Genomic DNA, 20,547 nt, shown 5'->3' with positions numbered 1-20,547 from the left:
TTTTCAGTCAGAGTGGAATAAAAAAACACGGCCTTATCGCCGTGTTTATATGAACTTCATTTCCCTTTAAAAACAGGTTTTCTTTTCTCAGCAAAAGCCTTCAATGCTTCAATGCGGTCTTCAGTCGGAAGTGTCACTTCATAAGCCTTACGTTCAATCTGCAGCCCTGTGCTTAAATCGGTATTCATCCCATTCTTAATTGCAAATTTTGCTTGCTGTAAGGCAACCGGTCCATTTGCGAGCAGCAGCACACAAAGGTTTAAGCATTCATCCAATACATCATTTCGAGGAATTACCCTTGTCAGAAGTCCATAATGGAGTGCCTCGTCTGCTGTCAGCCTGCGTGCTGTCAGGATGAGCTCCAGCGCCTTTGCCTGTCCAATAAGTCTTGGCAGCCGCTGTGTCCCGCCTGCACCCGGAATAATCGCAAGGCCTGTTTCGGTCAGTCCCATTACTGCTTCCCTTGCTGCAATCCGAAAATCGCAAGCCAAGGCAAGCTCCATGCCACCGCCAAAGGCAAAGCCGTTTATAGCAGCAATCGTTGGCTGCGGGAGCTGGTCAATGGCATTAAAAACCTCATTGATTTTAAATAAATTTCGTTTCACTTGCTCATCGGTTAGGTTTTTTCGTTCTTTTAAGTCGGCACCCACACTAAATGCCTTCTCCCCTGCACCGATAAAAATGACAGCCCTGATTCGTGAATTAATTCGAATTTCTTCTACCTTACTTTGCAATTCAAGCAATGTCTCATAATTAAAAGCGTTGAGCGCTTCCGCACGATTAATCGTAACAATCGCAATATGGTTGTTCACCGCAAGTACTATTTGCTCCATTTTTTCCACCCCTTTCTGTAGAAATTCGAAAAAGGCAGGCTAAATGCCTGCCTTTCACAAGAAAAAATTAAAAGAAAAATATGCTTACCTTGCAGCTGCCTGTGTAACCTGTGTTTTAAGTGCACGTCTCAATATTTTTCCAGTTGTATTTTTTGGCAGTTCTACAAGGAACTCAATGGTTGTAGGAACTTTATATTTGGCTAGGTGCTCTATACAATAGCTCCGCACTTGTTCTGCTGTAAGCTCTGGGTTCTTACTCACAACATAGGCATTTACCGCCTCGCCTTGATCAGGATCTGGAACACCAACCACAGCCACCTCAACAACCTCCGGATGATTATAGATCACTTCTTCAACCTCCCGTGGATAAACATTGAAGCCGCCAACGATGATTAAATCCTTTTTCCGGTCAACAATAAATATATAACCGTCTTCATCCACTCTTGCCATGTCTCCTGTATAAAGCCAGCCGTTACGAATAGCTGCTGCCGTTTCTTCCGGCATTTTATAATAGCCCTTCATCACATTTGGTCCATGGACAACCAATTCACCAACTCCGCCGACAGGAACCTCTTCACCCAGTTCATCCACTACCTTGTTTTTCACATGCAAAATCGATGTACCAATGGAACCGGGTTTGCGCGGCCTATCCAGCGGGTTAAAGCAGGTGACGGGAGATGCTTCCGACAATCCATACCCCTCAGAAACCAACACATTAAATTTCTGCTCAAAGTTCTTTAAGAGGGCAACAGGGAGCGATGCACCGCCGGAAATACAAAGCCGTAATGATTTCAGGTTCTCTGGATTTCCTTCCGGATATTGATAAAGAAAATTATACATCGTTGGAACGCCTGCAAAAACGGTAGCACCGTGGTCTTTTATTAACGCAAAGATTTCCTTTGGACTAAATTTCGGTGCAATCAACAAAGTAGCCCCGCTAAGTAACGGTGCGTTTAAAGCAACGGTTAAACAGAAAACATGAAACATTGGAAGAACAGTTACCACCCTGTCGTCGTTATGCATTTTCAAGTAGTCGCCAACATCTTTGGCATTGCTAAACAAATTCCTATGAGTTAACATGGCTCCCTTTGGTTTTCCGGTTGTTCCGGAGGTATAAAGAATAATGGCTGTATCATCGTCCTCGAGTTCGGGACCCCGGAAGGTTATTTCCCCAGAAGCGACTACTTCTGAAAACGATTTCATTTTTGAGTAAAGAGAAAGGTTTTCCATTTCAAAAGGTGCTAAGCTATCTGGCTTCGTTTCACAAAATACGTAATGTTCAATTTTGGGCAAAAAGGCATGCATTTTTTCCACTAACGGAACTGCTAAGTCAAGTGCAACAACCGCTTTCACATCGCCGTTATTTAAGATGTAGCTAATTTCATCGGCCGTGTAAATCGGATTAATAGGAATGACGGTTGCCCCTAACCGTAATGCCCCATAAAGACTGATGACAAAGTGTGGTGAGTTCCCGAGCAATAAGGCGACGTGATCCCCTCTCCTGACTCCTAATTTTTCTAACCCTGAAGCAAACTTTGTTATGGCCCCATCTAATTCGGCGTAGGTACTTGCCTGGCCCATAAAATAATACGCCGGTTTTTCGGCAAAAATCTTTGCTGTTTTATGAAACTGTGCAGAAAGATTCATCGTTCCCCTCCTTTTATGAATGAATACTCATTCATTTATTAATGGAAATATTCTAAATATATTATATTGCTAGAAAGTTAAGTATTCAAGTGGATTAAACAAAAACGCGGTGATTTTTATCACCACGTAAGTTTGTTTAATAAATTAAGTTAATAAATTCAGCTGCTGAAACATTTCCAAAATAATGAGTAGTATTCACATCTGAAAGTGCCTTTTCAATTTCATCTTTTTCATAGCGAATGCCTTTTAGCCTGTTTTCTATATCACTTACATCGCCTACACCAAAAAAGTCGCCATAAATTTTACAGTTTTCCAGGATTCCTTTGTTTACCTCTAAGCGGACATCAATAGAACCGACTGGAAAGCGGTGGGAGTGATGCAAATTAAACTTAGGTGATCTTCCATAGTTCCATTCCCAGTTTTGGTAGCGTTCTTTTGAAAGCTGGTGAATGTTTTCCCAATCTTCTTCAGTCAATACATATTCCGGAATCTCCTCTTGGCCTTCGAAAATGGATGTTAAAATCAGAGAACGGAATTCTTGAATATCAAGCTTTTCTTCCAGAAACTCAGAAATATTCGCAACTCGGCCGCGAACCGATTTAATCCCTTTTGATTCAATTTTATCCTTCTTAACCTTCAATGCAGATACAACATGATCCATTTCTGAATCAAAAAGAAGGGTGCCGTGGCTGAACATTCTTCCTTTTGTGGAAAACTGGGCATTTCCGGAAATCTTTCTGCCCTCAACTTCCAGGTCATTTCTGCCGCTTAGCTCAGCGTTTACCCCTAATTTGTTCAGGGCTGCCACAACTGGCTCCGTGAATTTTCGGAAGTTATGAAAGCTTTCACCATCATCCTTTGTAATAAAGCTAAAGTTTAAATTACCAAGATCATGGTAAACCGCTCCCCCGCCAGATAATCTGCGGACAACGTGAATCCCGTTCCCCTCCACATATTCTGTATTTATTTCCTCAATCGTATTTTGGTTTTTCCCAATAATGATGGAGGGTTCATTTATGTAAAATAATAAATAGGTCTCATTAATATCAAGATTTTTCAACGCATACTCTTCAATCGCCAAATTTATCCGTGGATCGGTGATTCCCTTATTATCGATAAATAACATAGTATTCTGCCCCTTCTTATAATGTTATAGATTGAAATTCGTCTGCCAATTTTATTATACCAGTAAACTCTCTTGATGCCTCAGTAATTAAATCCGTTACGTTCCCATAATGGGGCAAGTGGGTGAGGATTAATTGTTTTACGGCTGCTTTTTGAGCAATTTGACCAGCATCCACGCTGTTCATATGCCCCGCGGACTTGCCGTTTTGATGCCCGTAAAAATTACACTCGCATAACAAAATATCTGCGTTTTGGCTAAACTCGATAAACTCTTGTTTAAATGAGCTGTCGGCGGTGTAGACAATCACCTTGCCATCAGCCTCCACTCTCATGGCATAGCATGGAACCGGGTGGTTTGTTTTTAAAAATGAAATCTGGAACGGACCTACCTCAAGCGTGCTATTGGGATCATATGCGACTCCTTTTGTAATATTTTTATAAGTTAGTTTCGTAAATTCCTCGCGATCGAATTCATGGCCATATAGCGGCAATGTCTGAAATTCCTTGCCTAAAAATCCTTGAATGAGTAATGCATGCTGCAGGACACCAAGATCTGCGATATGGTCAGGATGATAGTGCGAAATGATGACCGCATCCAATTCTTCAGGTTGAATAATATTTTGTAGTTTAGAAAGAACCCCGCTGCCACAATCGATTAATAATTGAAAACCATTATGTTCCAGCAAATATCCCGCGCTTGCCCCGTTCTGTTTTGGATAGCCGCCCCAAAAGCCGATAACTGTCAATTTCATGTGTTAATTCCTCCTATTCTAAAATTACTATCTTTAATATACGCAAAAATCGCTTTCTTTTCATATAGAAAAAAACCAACCGAAATCAGAACGGTTGGTTAGAATTTTATTCACTTACTAAATTGCTATTTTGACGTGGAGAATTATGATTATGCCTCATTGTAAAATAAGCGATGGTACTAATGGCAAAGGCGGCTAGGAAACCTAAAAGAATCATGACATTTTGCCACATGAAGCTAAAGTCGCCGCTTGAAATCACAGCCTTAAAGCCTTGAACCGAATATGTCATCGGCAGAAATGCATTGAAATGCTGTAAGAAGTTTGGTATTAATTCAAGCGGGAAGGTTCCGGCACTTGTTGTTAATTGGAAAATTAGAATGACAATTGCCAAGAAACGCCCTGCATCAGCGAATACGGACACAAGAAGTTGAATTAAAGAGATAAACGTTAAACTTGTAATAATCGAGAATAAGATAAATCTTGGTAAACTTTGGACCTCCAGGCCTAATCCTGCCAGAAGAATAATGTCAGCAAGTAACGCTTGGAAAATACCAACAGCCGCCATAATGGCAAATTTGCTTGCAAACCAGTTAAATCCGCTGGATGGAGCAACCGCCGTATCGCGAAGCGGGAAGACGATTGATAACAATAGTGCACCGACAAATAATCCTAATGATAGAAAGTATGGTGCAAATCCTGTTCCATAGTTTGGTACATGATTAATTTTTTCATTATCCAGTTTAACCGGGTCTGCCATCATGTTATAGGTTTTATCATCAGAATGTACCTTTGTGGCTTCTTTAGCTCCCTCAGCAAGCTTATCAGCTAATTCGCCCGCGCCATCAGAAAGTTTGGCTGTTCCGTCTTTTAGCTGTCCGGAACCCTCAGCCAATTGCCCAGCACCAGATGTAATAGCTGAAGCGCCTCCTGTTAATTGACTCATTCCGGCAGAAAGTGTTTTGGTTCCCGTATTTAACTTCCCTGAACCAGTATATAAATCATGGATCCCCTTTTGCAATTCCTGCTGACCCCCATTAATTTTGCCGATCCCCGCAATTAATTTATCAAAATATGGGTTTGTCTGGGCTTGAATTTTCTCTTCCAGACCATTTGATGCACCGGCTAATTTTTCATTAACCCCTGTTTTGAATTGATTAAAACCGGCATCAAGCTTAGGATTTAGTGCTGCTGAAATTTGCTGCTGCAGAACCTCCTTCGTTGGTGCATTTTTCTGCTCATTTGCCATAATTCCTTGGACAAGTGCGGGATCCACTTTGTTCTCAATTAATGTTTGAGCTAATGTTTGCATTTTATTGTTTTGCTCTGTTATTGTTTGCTCTGCAATCTGTGCTGCTAACATACTTGATAATTGCGACTTAAACTGGTCAATTCCACTGTTTAGGTCCCCAACACTTCCAGTCAATTGTTCTTCTATTCCTGCCGCAATCCCTGCAGGAAGTTGGCCTTTTAATTGCTCTGCACCGGCTAATGCCTCATTTGTTCCGGCAATCAGCAACGGAAGATTGGCATCCACTTTTGCTAACCCATTTTTAAGTTCTGTTGAACCAGCTGCTAATTCTTTTGAACCTGAATCCGCTGATTTCATCCCATTGTTGAATTCAATCGATTTTTCAGCAAGGGTGGCAAGACCCGTATTTAAATCTTCAGAGCCTTTATTTAAGTCAACGGAACCATCTTTTAACTGTCCTGCACCATTACTCGCCTTCACCACACCATCTGCAAGCTCAGTAATCTTACTAAACATCGTTTCGGCATAAGTCTCGGTTACCTTTTCAGCAACAGCTGTTTTGATTTTCTCAGCTGCTGTCCCGCCGATTTGCGCCGAAAGGAAGTTAAAGCTTTCGTTTGGTGTATAAATCAGTTCCAGTTTTTTCGGATTTTCATCCATCAATGTAGTTGCATTTTTGGAAAAATCTTTCGGAATTTCTATGACCATATAATATTTTTGGTCTTTTAAATTTTTATACCCTTCATTCTTATCAACAAATTCAAATCCAAAATCCTTGCTTTTCTTTAGTTTAGACACTAAGTCATCACCAAGCTTCAGGTGATTTCCATCAAGTGCAGCACCAGCATCCTCATTTACAACGGCAACCGGCAGCTCGTCAAGCTTGTCATATGGATCCCAGAACGCCCATAAAAACATTCCGGCATACAAGACAGGGACAAACATGACCGCGATAATCGGTATTAATACTTTTTTATTTTTAAAAATCGTTAAAAGTTCTTCCTTCAACAAGATGTTTTTCATCCTCGATGCCTCCTTTTGTAATATTGACCAATTTGTTCATTCAGTCACTTTGTTTTTAAAAATAAAGACTATCTTCTAAGATAATCCTAATCAAAAACTACAATCTAACCATGAATCGCTCGCGAATGACCAAATGGGCATTTCAGTCAGTTAATACTTTAAGAGTATACATCCATTTTTCCTTGTTGGCAAGTAGCAGAAAATAAAAAAAAAGAAGCTGTTATATTTGAACAGCTTCTTTTGACGTACACTTCACTTTTAAGTAATCCAATACGTTCTTGACAGCAGCCTCACCCTGGTCAATACAATCTGGGACCCCAACACCGCCGTACGATGCACCTGCCAAAAATACCCCTGGCAATTCAGATTTCACATGCTCAAGGATCGTCTCCAGACGTTGCTTATGCCCTACAGTGTATTGCGGCATAGAATTCTTCCACCTTGATACAATCGCAAAATCAGGATTCGTCGTAATATCCATAGTCTTTTTCAAATCATCGAGGACTATTTTTGTGATTTGATCATCTGACAGGTCTACTATCGTTTCATCCCCTGCTCTGCCAACATAACATCGGAGAAGTACTTTTCCTTCGGGCGTCGAATGCTCCCATTTTTTATGGGTCCAAGTACAGGCAGTAATCGAACAATCACAATTTCTTGAAACAACAAATCCTGTTCCATCAATATCATTTTTAATCGCATCCTTTGGAAAGGCTAGAGCGACAGTAGCAACAGATGTCGATGGAACGGATTTAAAAGGATCAAAAAAGCTGTAGTCGGAGAACATCGTTTGCGTTACCATGTGAGGGGTAGCGGCAATAATACAATCAGCTTTAATCGTTTCCTTATTATTAAGATAAATTTCATACATTTTTCCAGACCTCGTTATTTTATCCACCCGATGACCTTTTAGAATAAAACAAGGGTCTAGTTTTGCTTCAATCGCTTCAGCAAAGGATTGCAGACCTGTTTTAAAAGTTAAGAAACCACCTTTTTTCTTATCCTTACTTTCAGGCTGTCTTGGTTGGGATGGCGTGGCTTTTTTCATGCCCATGATCAGGCTTCGGTGTTTTTGTTCCACTTCATAAAATTGCGGAAAGGTAGACATGAGACTTAATTGATCAATATCACCTGCATAAATGCCGGATAATAATGGCTCAATTAAATTTTCGACCACCTCATTACCTAGCCGTCTTCTGAAAAATTTTCCTAACGATTGGTCTTTTCCACTTTCTGATCGAGGTAGAATAAAATCAGCCGCAGCTCTTAACTTACCGGGAACGGAAAAAAGACCTGTTGTGATAAATGGCCCTATTTCCGTAGGAACTCCCATGATCGACCCACCGGGCATTGAGTGTAGTTTCTCGTTAACAAGAACATACGATTTACCCGTGGAATTAGGCACCAATTTGTCGTCCATCCCGACTTCCTTCGCAAGTCGGACAATGCTTGTTTTCCTTGCTAAGAATGAATCCGGTCCCCTCTCAATGGTAAAACCGTCTCTAACAACCGTTTGCATTTTACCGCCAAGACGATGGGATGCTTCAATGAGTTGAAGCTCAATTGGCAGATTCATTTCTTGAATTGTTTTCTGAAGATAGAATGCTGACGTGAGACCAGCAATTCCTCCCCCAATAATGACAACCTTCTGTTTGTCTTCGGTCACAGACGCACCTTCTTCCGTATAAATTAGTCCGCTATGCTTTTAAGGATGACGCTTGACAAGCAGTCGATAAATTCAGCCTTAGCATTTGGCATTTCCGGGCGGTAGTAGCTAACCCCTAATTCATCTGTAACAGCTTTACATTCCACATCGTTATCGAACAGTACCTCCAAATGGTCGCAGACAAAACCGACTGGAGCATAAACGAAAGCCTTATAATGATGACCATTAAATAACTCTCTAGTAAGATCCTGTACATCTGGGCCAATCCAAGGTTCCGGTGTATTTCCGGCGCTTTGCCACCCGATTTCATAATTCTTAATACCGGCCTGTTCGACTATTAAATCAGCTGTTTCTTGTAACTGGCTTGGATAGGGATCGTCATATTGGAGAATTTTCTCCGGCAGGCTATGCGCAGAAACAATTAAAACCGCCTCTTCCCTCTCATCTTGCGGCATTTCCTGAAAAACTCGTTTAACTTGATCGGCCCAATATCCGATGAATTTCGGTTCCTTGTACCAGCTGTTAATCGTTCTGATTTTGAGCCCGCCCAGCTTTTCAGCTTCCTCAACTGCCCTGCCATTATAAGATTTTACGCTAAAAGTGGAAAAGTGCGGGGCAAGAACAATACTTACCGCTTCTTCAATTCCGTCCTCATGCATTTTTTTAACAGCATCCTCAATAAAAGGGGCAATATGTTTTAACCCTAAATACATTTTGAATTCAATTTCATCTTGAATACGATTTAAATGCTGCTCAAGCTTTTCTGCCTGATCAAGAGTGATTTTGGCTAATGGAGAAATCCCTCCAATTGCTTCATACCGGTTTCGTAAATCTTCAATCATTTCCGGACTTGGCTTTCGGCCATGGCGGATATGTGTATAATACCCTTCCAAGTCGTCTAATGTATAGGGGGTACCGTAGGCCATTACCAACAGCCCCATTTTCCTCTTTGTCATGTGCTGCACCTCTTACTTAAGTCTACTCATTTTTCTGTTTAAAAAGGGGCAGTATTGGTTGCCCCTAAAATCTTCATAATGTTTTATTGTGCCAAAAAATTGGACCGCTTACCACTTTAACCACTTATAATAACTAATTAGCGACCCAATTTTGATGCCGAATATTCATGAATAAAGGAAGTTAATCTTTTCAATGTTTCTGGATTAACCGATGGGAATACTCCGTGACCTAAATTAAAGATGTAGCCGTCTTGAGCCATTCCTTGGTCTAAAATGGCTTTCGCTCTTTCTTCAATTACATCCCAAGGTGCTAATAAAATCGCCGGGTCAAGGTTGCCTTGAACCGTTTTATTCACGCCCAGTTCTCTCGCATGGCTGATTGGCAGACGCCAGTCCAACCCAACGACATCCAGCGGCAGGTCATTCCATTCCAAGGCAAGATGGCTTGCACCAACGCCAAACATAATTAACGGCACATTTTCTTCTCTTAAGGAAGTAAAGATGCGAGTCATTACCGGTTTAATAAAGTGGCGATAATCTTGCACATTTAAAGCGCCAACCCATGAATCAAAAATTTGAATTGCCTTAGCTCCCGCCTTGATTTGCGCTTTTACATATGTAATAACCATATCGCTAAGCTTCTCCATTAAAGCAAACCATGCCTTTGGCTCTGTGTACATGAACGCCTTTGTTTTATTATAGTTTTTCGATGGACCGCCTTCAATCATGTAACTGGCTAGTGTAAATGGTGCACCGGAAAAACCGATTAAAGGGACATTCAACTGCTCAGTTGTCAATAATTTGATTGTATCTAAAACATAGGGTACATCCTCTTCGGGATCGATTTCAGTTAGTTTTTCAACATCAGTTAAGGAACGGATTGGATTATCAATCACTGGTCCAATTCCACCTTTTATTTCAACATTCATACCCATCGCCGGCAGCGGGGTCATAATATCTTTATATAAAATGGCTGCGTCAACATTATATTGCTCAACAGGTAAGCGCGTAACATAGGCACATAGCTCAGGCTGGTGCGTGATTTCGAATAAGGAATATTTTTCTTTAATCTCTCTGTATTCCGGCTGGGAACGTCCTGCTTGGCGCATATACCATACAGGTACATGGTCTGTTTTCTCTCCTCTTGCTGCTTTTAAAAATGTTTCGTTAATTATTCTTGTCATGAATAAAGTCCATCCTTTCAAAGACATGTCTGTTTTCCATTTTAATATATTTAGGATAAATTTAAAAACTTTCCTTATTACATAGACTGTCTCCACTATATCGATTAATCCTATTTGTGTATAGCTAACGATACTAACTGTCAAAAAAAAGTCGTTTTTACTGTTAAAATTTGTTTAAATTATCAGTAAGCATGGAAAATAGTAAGAGACAGACTGATAGAAAATTGATTAAGGGGGTATGGAAACATGAATATTTATATGACCGCCGGAACATTCGATTTTTTAAAACGAATGGAAAACATGTATCCGAATGAGAAAATGGTTACGATGATAAACGAAAATGGGGCCTTGTTACTTCATGAAACCATGGGAAAAACAAAGTTTAACCAACCGCGCAGATACGAAGTATTCGAATCAGTTGGGGAAATCAAAAAAGAGGGCTTGGCAGTAATGAATCATGTCTCCGTAACAGATGAAGGCCGTCCGGTGTTTGAACATCAATGTAAAGGAGAAGCTGGGAACTTAAAGAGCACGCCTGGATTAATGGCTCTTCGACTGCTCCGGCCCTTATCAACCAATACGTATGTGTTCTTAACTGTTTGGGAAACCGAAGTCTATTATCAAGGATGGCAGAATTCTACATCATTACTTAAGATAGATCAAAACAATATCATTGGTGCCCAGCAAAAGGTTTTCACTAGTGCTCCATATGTGAGCAAATATTCGATCACTGAATAATGGAATGGGGTTTTTTACTCCATTCTTTTTTTCATTTTACCCCTCACCACTGGATGTGATTTTCATATCCTGTATTACATCCAATAGGCCTTTGCCCTAGATGAAAGAAAGGAGGGGACTAAAATGCTTATTGAGCTTACCGCTCTTCATTGGATTTACGTGGCTTTTATTATTCTAATTATCGGGTTTATGGTAATGAGAAGGGACACGACCATTGTTTGTATTGCCGGGATTTTCTTAATTGCGCTTACCGCCTCAGGCAGTTTAAGTCATTCGATCAGCAGTATTTTCAACAGTTTTAGTTATGCCATTACAGAATTATTGTCTACTATACTCGTTATTTCCATCATTGTGGCGATGAGTCATACCTTAACAACGACTGGTATTAACGATGTCATGATCTCGCCTTTTAGGAAATTAATTCGTAATCCGACGCTTGCCTATTGGACGATTGGGATCTTAATGATGATCATTTCCTGGTTCTTTTGGCCATCTCCCGCTGTTGCGCTATTAGGTGCTGTTCTTCTTCCCGTTGCGATTCGAGCTGGACTTCCTGCGCTTGGTGTAGCCATGGCAATGAACTTGTTCGGACATGGGATTGCTTTATCGGGGGATTTCGTGATTCAAGCTGCACCAAAGCTTACCGCTGATGCAGCGGGGCTTCCGGTTCAAGACGTTATTAATGCCAGTATCCCGTTAGTGTTTACTATGGGTCTTGTAACAACAGCTACAGCGTTCTACTTTTTAAAGCGGGATATAAAAAAAGGGATTCTTCAGACCTCTGAAAATATCATAGAGGAAAGTCCATCTGCAGCCACTAGCCAGTCAAACCTGTTGTCACTTGCACAAAAACATTTCTTCGCGATTTTAGTACCACTATTATTTGCTGCTGACGTTGCCGCCATGTCCATTCTGGATTTGACCGGTGGGGATGCAACAGCCTTAATTGGCGGAACCTCCATTCTCATTCTTCTTATGATTACTTTAACGAGCCACAAAAACAAAGGACTGGAAAAAACTACCCAATATTTAATTGAAGGCTTCCAATTTGGCTTTAAGGTCTTTGGTCCTGTTATTCCAATTGCGGCATTCTTCTATTTGGGTGACAGCGGCTTCACCAACATAATTGGCGACTTCCTTCCAAAAGCTTCTCATGGAATCGTTAATGATTTAGGTATAGCTCTTGCAAGCATCGTCCCATTAAGTAAAACGGTTGGTGCGATTACATTAACAACCGTTGGGGCTATTACAGGCTTGGATGGTTCAGGATTTTCAGGAATTTCTTTAGCAGGTTCTGTTGCAGGCCTTTTTGCCATAGCCATTGGTAAAGGTGCCGCTACATTAACTGCACTGGGGCAAATTGCAGCAATCTGGGTCGGGGGCGGCACACTTATCCCATGGGCTTTAATTCCTGCAGCTGCCATTTGTAACGTCGATCCGTTCGAATTAGCCAGAAGAAATCTTGTTCCCGTATTAGTCGGACTTGTTGTGACGACGATTGTGGCTATATTTCTTATTTGACTAATGGCCGGCTTTTTACCGGCCTTTGTTTGTTTCCATGTCATTTACCGTTTCGTCCATTTTTACCCGTGGACGGTCAATGTAACCCCTTTTCATGATCATAATTATCACTAATTCAAAGTAATTTATCCCAAAACTCACAATAATCAAAAAGGAATGTTAAAATAGTTTAAAAATACTAACTACTTCGGAGGTTACATATGTTAAATAAGCTGTTTACCAAATTAGAATCTTATTATGATGAAATGGTCTCAATTCGCCGCTATCTGCACCAGTATCCCGAATTATCGTTTCAAGAATACGAAACAGCAAAATTTATTCAGTCCTATTATAAAAAATTGAATATCGAAGTAAGAGGAAATGTAGGCGGTAATGGAATCATTGCCAAGGTTTACGGGCAAAAACCTGGTAAAACCGTTGCCTTACGGGCGGATTTTGACGCATTGCCTATCCAGGACGAGAAAGATACTCCCTATCAATCATTGGTACCCGGGGTCATGCATGCTTGCGGCCACGATGGTCATACCGCGACACTGCTTGTGCTCGCGAAAGCATTAAATGAACTAAGGCATGAGCTTGAAGGCACCTATGTATTTATTCATCAACATGCGGAAGAATATGCTCCCGGAGGGGCGGCACCAATGATTAGGGACGGCTGTTTAAAGGGTGTGGATGTCATTTTTGGTACACATTTATGGGCAAGCGAACCGACTGGAACCATTCAATATCGGACAGGTCCAATCATGGCAGCAGCCGACCGATTTGAAATAGAAATTCAAGGAAAAGGCGGTCACGGAGCACAGCCGCATACAACTATTGATTCAATCGTGACAGCTTCACAACTCGTATTAAACCTCCAGCAAATTGTCAGCCGTAAGGTAAATCCAGTTGAAGCAGCTGTGGTCACCGTTGCCTCTTTTACCGCAGAGAATGCCTTCAATGTCATTGCCGACAAAGCAAAATTAGTCGGAACAGTCCGCACATTTAATGAGGATGTCAGGAAATTTATTGAAGCTGAAATGGAACGAATCATCCATGGGACCTGCTATACAGCTAATAGCAGCTATAAGTATGATTTTGTGAGGGGATACCCAGCAGTAGTCAACCATGCAAAGGAAACCGATTTTTTAATTAGCTGTGCAAAGAATATTGCAGAAGTAAAAACTATTGAGGAAACTGAGCCGCAAATGGGCGGTGAAGATTTTGCATATTATTTACAAAAGATTCCGGGAACCTTCTTTTTCACCGGGGCAAAACCAGAGGGTGTTCATACCGGATACCCACATCACCATCCTAAATTTGATATTGATGAAAAAGCGATGCTAATTGCTGCAAAAACACTAGGAACAGCAGCAGTACAAATCCATAATGAGTAATCAAAACCCCTGATCTCTCAATTAGAGTTCAGGGGCTTTTTGCAGCAGCCTTAATCTGTAGGCGTTCATTGCTGTTTCACCTAAATGTTTGAGCAGATTATTATTGGCATAGGCGCCGACAAAAGCACCAATTCCCGGTACAAGCTGAAATAATTTTGCCAGATCAATATAATCCCGATATTCCTGCTGGAATTTGCGCCAATCCATTTCAACAAGAACCTGCTTGCGGCTTTCCCAATTTTCAATTTCGGTTAAGGTATTTTTACGGATCTCCTCACTTGAAAAAGCTAATTGAAAAACATGGAGAATAAATAATCTTTCTTCATATTTTCTTGTATCAAAACCATAAACAGAAGCTGCCTCAAACAGAAATTTCATTTTTATTGTTAATAATAACGGAAAATCGGCAAGTCCGAGTAAAATCCCTCCCGCCCCTGTTCCTGCTCCTTCGACTACTGCAGTCTTTTGATAAGCTGATATTTTTTTTCTTGCCAATTCATCTCGTTCTCTAAGCGTTAACCCGCGAGCCTGATCTTTATTCGTGGTAACCTGAGATCCCAATAATGTGGTTTTAACCATCGCTTTAATACTATCCGTCATGACCTCATGGACCTTTTCCGGAATCCATTCGTTAATTTTCACTTGGGCCTTTTTGGAGATTCGGTTCATCATTCCTGAACGTCTGGTTAATTTACGTTTCCATTCTTCTACTTCTTCATAAACCATTAATTCATATTCGTTCACCATGACCAACCCCTTTACTTTATTCTATTCTTCATTACGATCGAACACCCCCTGCAGTTTCAAAAAAAATCCCCATAAAAGGGGATTTTCACGTTATGCTTTTAGTCGGTTTTTTGCGTAAATATGAACGAAAAGATAGCTGAATACAAGGCTGGCAGCTAAGGTAAGCCCTGAAAGACTCATTTCGCTCTTTATAAAAACCAAGAAAGTAAAAATAACTGTTTGAATTGTTAAGATAACCATTAACAAAAAATAAAACGAGGCTGACTTGAATGTTTTTGCAACAGGATAAAGATCCACCCATAACTTATTTTGATGATGATTCCATAATGGTAATAATTGAAATCCAGTTAAATATAAAAATAAAATGCTAAGTAAAATTTGCCCTAAGCCAAAAGAAATAAAGTAAATGGCTAGTCCGCCAATAACGGTTAATCGGATGAATAATCCAAGATAGTCGGAGGAGCGCAAAAATGTTCGCGAAAACAAATATAGGTAAGTCTTTTCTTGGGAAAATGGGATTTTGCTAATAAATAAATCCAGCCATTTTCTTCTCCTTACCGTATCTTTTAATTTTGGCACATCGGTAAACATGTTAGCTAAGCGGTAAAAAGCTGCCATCCGTTTTTCTTCCTGATCAATTAATTGATCCCACTTTAAGCCCATTTTTCTTGTCCGCAATGAAAAACTGTAATAATAAAAACCCATAATCACCGCAATAATCAAGAGAATTAAAATGCTTGCCTGCTTAAATAAAAGAAAAGCAAAGGTCGCATTTATGAAATACCGGACCAACAGATCCAATCTATGTACGGACGATTCAACGTAATAATTAATTTTCCAAGTAGCTGCTAAATTCCAGACCTTTACCAAAAGGAGTACAACTAAATAAGGGAAAAAGGAACGAAAGCCGTTATTGCTGACATGCGCGTACAGCGGCATAAGCACCGCAAAGACCATTAAAAGAATATACCCTTGGAAGACAAAGCTTACGATACCAGAACGAAGAAAATATCCTTTTAGTTTCTCCTCAAGCGGCAGTAAAAACACCCTGTCAGCCTCAAGCAAAAAGTTGTAGACCGGACTATATGTGACAAAAATACCTAGGATCACAGCTAAAACAAGCTCAGCCGGAAAATCTGCAGGCAGTGCTTCAACCCATTTTTGATAATAAAATGCGGCTGTACCGATTAGAAACAATAAAACGATGACAAGATGCCCATTGAAAATGTAGCGTAAATATCTTCCTAAATCTTTCATTCGGCCGCTGGCGCGGTCCTTCCAAAGTTTCTTCTCATCAAACATAATTTTCTTCCTTTGTTAATTGAATATATAAATCATCTAGCGAAGCCGCCGGCATCGAGAACTGCTCTCTTAATTCAGCAAGCGTTCCTTTGGCACGTATTTTTCCCTCATGTAGAATGACAAAACGATCACAATATTTTTCCGCTGTTGCGAGTATATGTGTTGACATTAAAATCCCCGCACCGTTATCTTTCATCTTTTTCATTAAATCAAGCAGAGATTGAATCCCGAGCGGATCGAGGCCAACAAATGGTTCATCAACAATATAAAGCGATGGTTGAACTAGAAAGGCACACATAATCATAACCTTTTGTTTCATTCCTTTAGAAAAATGGGCTGGAAACCAGTTTAAGCGTCTTTCCATTCGAAATTCCGACAACAGCGGAGCAATTCGCTGCTTATAGCTGGCTTCATCAAGACCATATGCCATTGCCGTCAATTTTAAATGCTCATCCAGTGTAAGTTCTTCATATAAAACCGGCGTTTCAGGAACAAATGTAAACATGCGGCGATAAGCTTCTTTATTTTCTGTAAAGGATTGTCCATTAATTTTGATGGCTCCGCGATGAGGCTCCATTAATCCGATAATATGTTTGATGGTGGTACTTTTGCCAGCCCCATTTAAACCAATTAGACCGACCATCTCTTTTTCATTTACTTCAAAGGAAACATCCTTTAATACAGGGTTCCTTGTATATCCCCCGACAAGATTTTCAATGGTTAATAAAGACATTTGCAAACGTCCTTCCGTAGCATGTTATGATTTTCATTTTACCAAATTCCTCTTAATAAAAATAGGAATTCAATTTTTGATAATTTTTTTGTATATTTCTTTTGGAAGCGGACATCATAATATTCGAAGGGGAAATAACTTACTTCGATGAAGAAATTCATCAAAACTTGAAATGAGGTGTCTGTTAAAGACAATTTCCTTTCAAACAAGTGAGCTTCCAATCGTTTCAAATAAGGGGATGGTTGTTTTGTACAATGTGCATTCAATCCATTTAGAGTTCAACACCAACTGTTTATCCTAAAAAAATAAACGACAAATGAGGTGTTTACCGCAGATCGCTACCCGTTTTTATAAGTTGGGAAAACATATAAAAACAATTAGGGGATGGTCAGCTTGAACAAAGATGTTTCTTTATAAAAAACACTCTAAGAAAAATGAGGTGTTTATCAAAGAACACTCCTGAATGAACGTTAAAATTGAAGCAATTCCCCTTCGGGAAGGCAGGATTCCACGCGGATCCTGTCTTTTTCTTTTTCATCATTATGTGGTAAAATAATACAAACAATTTTTAAAGGGGTTGTATGAGTATGAGCGATTGTATTTTTTGTAAAATAGTTAACGGTGAAATTCCCGCAGCGAAGGTTTTCGAAAACGAGCATGTCTTAGCATTTTTAGATATAAGTCAAGTAACTAAAGGACATACACTTGTGATTCCTAAGGTACATAAAGAAAACCTATTTGAAATGACTCCCGAAATGGCAAGAAATCTTTTTGAAGTCGTCCCGGCAATTGCCAATGCATTAAAACAGGAATTCGACCCCATTGGATTAAATACAATCAATAATAACGGTGAACATGCCGGCCAATCTGTTTTTCATTTCCATATGCACCTAATCCCGCGTTTCGGTAAGGGTGACGGTTTTGGAGCGGTTTGGAAAAATAATCAAAGTGATTATACACCTCAAAAGTTACAAGAAATTGCAGCAGCGATTGCTAAACAGCTGTAAAACAAGTTTTCTGAAAATTATATCTTTATTAATATTATAGTAATATGGTATAATGATTGTAAGTTTTTCGCTGCAGGCAATCAGTGCACTGCAGGAGGAACAAATAGCTTAGAATAGCAGAGGAGAGATGAGAAATGAAAACAAAAAATCTAGTCGTTTTAGCGCTTTTAGCTGGTATTGGGGTCGTATTGCATACGGTAATGCCAAATTTCCTTGGAATTAAACCAGACATGATGCTGGCGATGATGTTTTTAGGTATTATTCTTGTGCCAGAAGTAAAAAGTGTCATGCTAATGGGAATTGTAACTGGAGTTTTATCAGCATTAACCACAGGTTTTCCTAATGGCCAGATCCCAAATATTATTGATAAGATTGTCACTTCATTAATCTTTTTCGGTTTATTTTTGGTCTTAAGGAAATTGGTTAAACCGATTGTTAGTGCTGCAATCTTAACTGCAGTTGGAACATTAATTTCAGGAACTGTCTTTTTAGGCTCGGCCCTTTTATTATTTGAATTACCAGGACCTTTTGTAGCATTATTTTCTGTTGGGGTTTTACCGGCTATCGCACTAAATACTGTTATTATGATTATTTTGTTTCCAGTTGCTCAATCAATTGTAAAAAGAACAAATTTGTCAACAGCTTCCGTCATTCAAAAGTAATGCACGGGATCTTATTTAAGAAAAGAACCCCATGGGGTTCTTTTCTTAAATTACATACGACAACCATTCTATGTCAAGGTTAAAAGAATTATAGCAATCAGCAGGATAATCCCTCCGCCTCCAGCTAATGCAGCTGCTCTTTTCTTTAATACTTGTTTTGGCGGATAGACTCCTGGCCTTTTGAAATCAAATAAATATTTAACTGTTCCTAAAAAAAGAAGCGTACTTAAAATAAGTAACGTCACAGCAACACTCTTCATCTTTTTTGTCCCCCTACTTGAAACTTTAATCAGAACAATGGTTGTAACTATTTATATGTTTTACCGTCCATTCCTATGAACAAGGTCTCGATAAACAGGGTGTAGAAAACGATTAATAGTCAAAATAATTATTCTTTTAAAATTGTTTTTTTGGAACATTCACCATTATGTGGAGGAAACTAAGAAAATGAAGATGAAACCTTTTTTATACGGATTTTTAGCAGGGGGACTTGCTGCAGGTATTAGTACGCTGCTCTCAGTTCCAAATACAGGAAAAGTAACAAGAGTTAGATTGAAAGAAAATAAACAGGCAGCAATTGATCAAATACAGGAACTTAAGACGAACTTAATACAATTAAAGGATTCCGCAACCAACGCGACAAAGGAAGGAAAAACACAAATTTCAAAGTTCCTTTTTGAAGTTAAATCCTCTCTTGCCCATTGGGAAAAGGATATCCGCGCCCAACAACAAGAAATCCAAAAAGAACTTGTTGAAATGAGAGAAACAGTTCAAGAGTTAGAAGCAGATATTTCAGAATATGGTAAATAGTGTTTACTTTTATCAAGCTGCTAAGGCATTTTCATGAAAAATTTACAAATTCAATATAAAAATTTCATAATTTCTAAAAATTTTGTGAATTTATATCTTTATTAATTTTTATTTTATTGGCATAATGATAATAGAGAAATATAAAAGTAGGTGAAAATGGGGATGACTGAGAAACAATATTCAATGAAAGAAGCAATGATTTTTAGTCAAAGGATTACGCAATTAAGTAAAGCGTTATGGAAGTCGATTGAAAAAGATTGGCAGCAATGGATCAAGCCATATGATTTAAATATTAATGAACATCATATTCTTTGGATCGCCTATCATTTGAACGGGGCTTCTATCTCGGATGTCGCCAAATTTGGGGTTATGCATGTCTCAACAGCCTTTAACTTTTCAAAAAAGTTAGAAGAACGCGGGCTGCTAAAATTTTCAAAAAAGGAAAATGACAAACGTAACACGTATATTCAACTCACCGATAAAGGTGAAGAGATTTTACTACAATCCATGGAATCATATGAACCAAATGGAAATGCCGCTTTCTCTGGAGCTTTGCCATTACGGGAATTATACGGGAAATTTCCCGATATTATTGAAATGATGGCGATTGTCCGCAATATTTACGGAGAAGATTTTATGGAAATTTTTGAGCGTTCCTTCCATAATATCGAAAGTCAATTCGTTGAGGAAAATGGGACACTGAAAAAGGCGAAAGATAAGGAACAGGAGCTAGCCTAGATCTCCATCATAGACATTTTTCGAGTTCTTGAAAAAGCGGCTCGTATAAATTTTGGAGTAAGCATGCTTTTATTACCTCTTCAATCTTCAGATTTGCTGGTAAAGAGGCTGAAAGTTTATCAAAAAGCGGATGAAAGTAAACATATCCTTCCGCTTTTTGTTCTGCTAATTTCTTGCTCAATTCGTCACATAAATAATAAAATGAATTAATTTCCTGCTCAGTCATTCCCTTCTCGATGATGAGTTTATAAAACTCTAGTTTAGGATTGTGCAGCAGCTTTACCAACAACTTTTGGTGATATTCAAGGAGATTTATTCTATTCATCAATATTTCAAGTTCATTCATACTATTCGCCCTCCTACTCGAGCCGTTTCATTTCTCATGCTTATTATTCACCTTTCAAGGAGTGGGGTAAACCTTTTTTGTAATGTTTCAACAGCGGATAGAGTTTTTTTACCGTAGAATAAAGTCTAACAT

At 39.4% G+C, this 20,547-nt stretch carries 20 protein-coding genes; 7 read left to right on the top strand and 13 right to left on the bottom strand.

Annotation, left to right across the window (positions count from 1 at the left end):
• Positions 1-56 precede the first annotated feature (56 nt).
• The 8 genes from FAY30_RS07260 to hemE form a co-directional block, all read right to left on the bottom strand.
• Positions 57-833: an enoyl-CoA hydratase-related protein gene (locus FAY30_RS07260; RefSeq protein ID WP_149869239.1), complete on the bottom strand. Its 777-nt coding sequence runs from the start codon at positions 831-833 to the stop codon at positions 57-59.
• Positions 834-917: 84 nt separating this feature from the next.
• Entirely contained in the window at positions 918-2,480 is a 1,563-nt protein-coding gene (locus FAY30_RS07255) for a fatty acid--CoA ligase family protein (RefSeq protein WP_149869238.1), read from the bottom strand.
• A 136-nt stretch (positions 2,481-2,616) separates the two neighbouring features.
• Complete coding sequence (locus FAY30_RS07250) at positions 2,617-3,606, bottom strand: lipoate--protein ligase (RefSeq protein WP_149869237.1); 990 nt, start codon at positions 3,604-3,606, stop codon at positions 2,617-2,619.
• Between the two features lie 16 nt (positions 3,607-3,622).
• A complete protein-coding gene (locus FAY30_RS07245) occupies positions 3,623-4,357 on the bottom strand; it encodes an MBL fold metallo-hydrolase (RefSeq protein WP_149869236.1) in 735 nt (244 codons plus the stop codon).
• A gap of 106 nt (positions 4,358-4,463) precedes the next feature.
• On the bottom strand, positions 4,464-6,629 hold the full coding sequence (locus FAY30_RS07240; protein ID WP_149869235.1) for a YhgE/Pip domain-containing protein: 2,166 nt from the start codon (positions 6,627-6,629) through the stop codon (positions 4,464-4,466).
• A 220-nt stretch (positions 6,630-6,849) separates the two neighbouring features.
• Positions 6,850-8,295: a protoporphyrinogen oxidase gene (gene hemY / locus FAY30_RS07235; protein ID WP_149869234.1), complete on the bottom strand. Its 1,446-nt coding sequence runs from the start codon at positions 8,293-8,295 to the stop codon at positions 6,850-6,852.
• Between the two features lie 23 nt (positions 8,296-8,318).
• A complete protein-coding gene (gene hemH, locus FAY30_RS07230; protein ID WP_149869233.1) occupies positions 8,319-9,251 on the bottom strand; it encodes a ferrochelatase in 933 nt (310 codons plus the stop codon).
• Positions 9,252-9,388: 137 nt separating this feature from the next.
• A complete protein-coding gene (hemE, locus tag FAY30_RS07225) occupies positions 9,389-10,435 on the bottom strand; it encodes a uroporphyrinogen decarboxylase (RefSeq protein ID WP_149869232.1) in 1,047 nt (348 codons plus the stop codon).
• A gap of 246 nt (positions 10,436-10,681) precedes the next feature.
• On the opposite strand from hemE, the gene FAY30_RS07220 reads away from it, so the two are divergent.
• The 3 genes from FAY30_RS07220 (at position 10,682) to FAY30_RS07210 (ending at position 14,070) form a co-directional block, all read left to right on the top strand.
• The gene (locus FAY30_RS07220) at positions 10,682-11,173 is read left to right on the top strand and encodes an antibiotic biosynthesis monooxygenase family protein (protein ID WP_149869231.1); all 492 of its coding nucleotides are present in this window, start codon (positions 10,682-10,684) and stop codon (positions 11,171-11,173) included.
• Positions 11,174-11,296: 123 nt separating this feature from the next.
• Positions 11,297-12,694 carry a hypothetical protein gene (locus FAY30_RS07215; protein ID WP_149869230.1) on the top strand — a complete coding sequence of 466 codons (1,398 nt, stop codon included), beginning with the start codon at positions 11,297-11,299 and terminating at the stop codon, positions 12,692-12,694.
• Positions 12,695-12,894: 200 nt separating this feature from the next.
• Positions 12,895-14,070 (top strand): M20 family metallopeptidase, encoded by a 1,176-nt coding sequence (locus tag FAY30_RS07210; RefSeq protein WP_149869229.1) that lies wholly within the window; start codon positions 12,895-12,897, stop codon positions 14,068-14,070.
• 21 nt (positions 14,071-14,091) lie between these two features.
• Here the strand turns inward: FAY30_RS07210 and FAY30_RS07205 are convergent, their stop codons facing one another.
• The 3 genes from FAY30_RS07205 to FAY30_RS07195 all read right to left on the bottom strand — a co-directional run bounded on the left by FAY30_RS07205 (position 14,092) and on the right by FAY30_RS07195 (position 16,852).
• On the bottom strand, positions 14,092-14,814 hold the full coding sequence (locus FAY30_RS07205; protein ID WP_149869228.1) for an EcsC family protein: 723 nt from the start codon (positions 14,812-14,814) through the stop codon (positions 14,092-14,094).
• Positions 14,815-14,907: 93 nt separating this feature from the next.
• On the bottom strand, positions 14,908-16,119 hold the full coding sequence (locus FAY30_RS07200) for an ABC transporter permease (RefSeq protein ID WP_149869227.1): 1,212 nt from the start codon (positions 16,117-16,119) through the stop codon (positions 14,908-14,910).
• Positions 16,112-16,852 carry an ABC transporter ATP-binding protein gene (locus FAY30_RS07195; RefSeq protein ID WP_149869226.1) on the bottom strand — a complete coding sequence of 247 codons (741 nt, stop codon included), beginning with the start codon at positions 16,850-16,852 and terminating at the stop codon, positions 16,112-16,114. The genes FAY30_RS07200 and FAY30_RS07195 overlap by 8 nt, the downstream gene beginning before the upstream one ends.
• A gap of 587 nt (positions 16,853-17,439) precedes the next feature.
• Between FAY30_RS07195 and FAY30_RS07190 the strand changes: the two genes are divergently transcribed.
• Both FAY30_RS07190 and FAY30_RS07185 read left to right on the top strand, forming a co-directional pair.
• On the top strand, positions 17,440-17,859 hold the full coding sequence (locus tag FAY30_RS07190) for an HIT family protein (protein WP_149869225.1): 420 nt from the start codon (positions 17,440-17,442) through the stop codon (positions 17,857-17,859).
• A gap of 134 nt (positions 17,860-17,993) precedes the next feature.
• The gene (locus tag FAY30_RS07185; RefSeq protein WP_149869224.1) at positions 17,994-18,521 is read left to right on the top strand and encodes a tryptophan transporter; all 528 of its coding nucleotides are present in this window, start codon (positions 17,994-17,996) and stop codon (positions 18,519-18,521) included.
• Positions 18,522-18,589: 68 nt separating this feature from the next.
• Here the strand turns inward: FAY30_RS07185 and FAY30_RS07180 are convergent, their stop codons facing one another.
• Entirely contained in the window at positions 18,590-18,781 is a 192-nt protein-coding gene (locus FAY30_RS07180; RefSeq protein WP_149869223.1) for a membrane protein YhzF, read from the bottom strand.
• Between the two features lie 187 nt (positions 18,782-18,968).
• Here FAY30_RS07180 and FAY30_RS07175 point away from each other — a divergent pair, with 187 nt between their 5' ends.
• Both FAY30_RS07175 and FAY30_RS07170 read left to right on the top strand, forming a co-directional pair.
• Positions 18,969-19,331 carry a YtxH domain-containing protein gene (locus tag FAY30_RS07175; RefSeq protein WP_149869222.1) on the top strand — a complete coding sequence of 121 codons (363 nt, stop codon included), beginning with the start codon at positions 18,969-18,971 and terminating at the stop codon, positions 19,329-19,331.
• Between the two features lie 156 nt (positions 19,332-19,487).
• The gene (locus tag FAY30_RS07170; RefSeq protein ID WP_190284841.1) at positions 19,488-20,069 is read left to right on the top strand and encodes an HTH-type transcriptional regulator Hpr; all 582 of its coding nucleotides are present in this window, start codon (positions 19,488-19,490) and stop codon (positions 20,067-20,069) included.
• A 7-nt stretch (positions 20,070-20,076) separates the two neighbouring features.
• Here FAY30_RS07170 and FAY30_RS07165 read toward each other — a convergent pair whose 3' ends face one another.
• Positions 20,077-20,415, bottom strand: a complete 339-nt coding sequence (locus FAY30_RS07165; protein ID WP_149869220.1) for a DUF1878 family protein — start codon at positions 20,413-20,415, stop codon at positions 20,077-20,079.
• Positions 20,416-20,547: the final 132 nt, after the last annotated feature.

It is taken from the genome of Bacillus sp. S3 (assembly GCF_005154805.1).
Taxonomy (GTDB): domain Bacteria; phylum Bacillota; class Bacilli; order Bacillales; family Cytobacillaceae; genus Neobacillus.
This window is presented reverse-complemented; position numbering and strand designations above follow the sequence as displayed.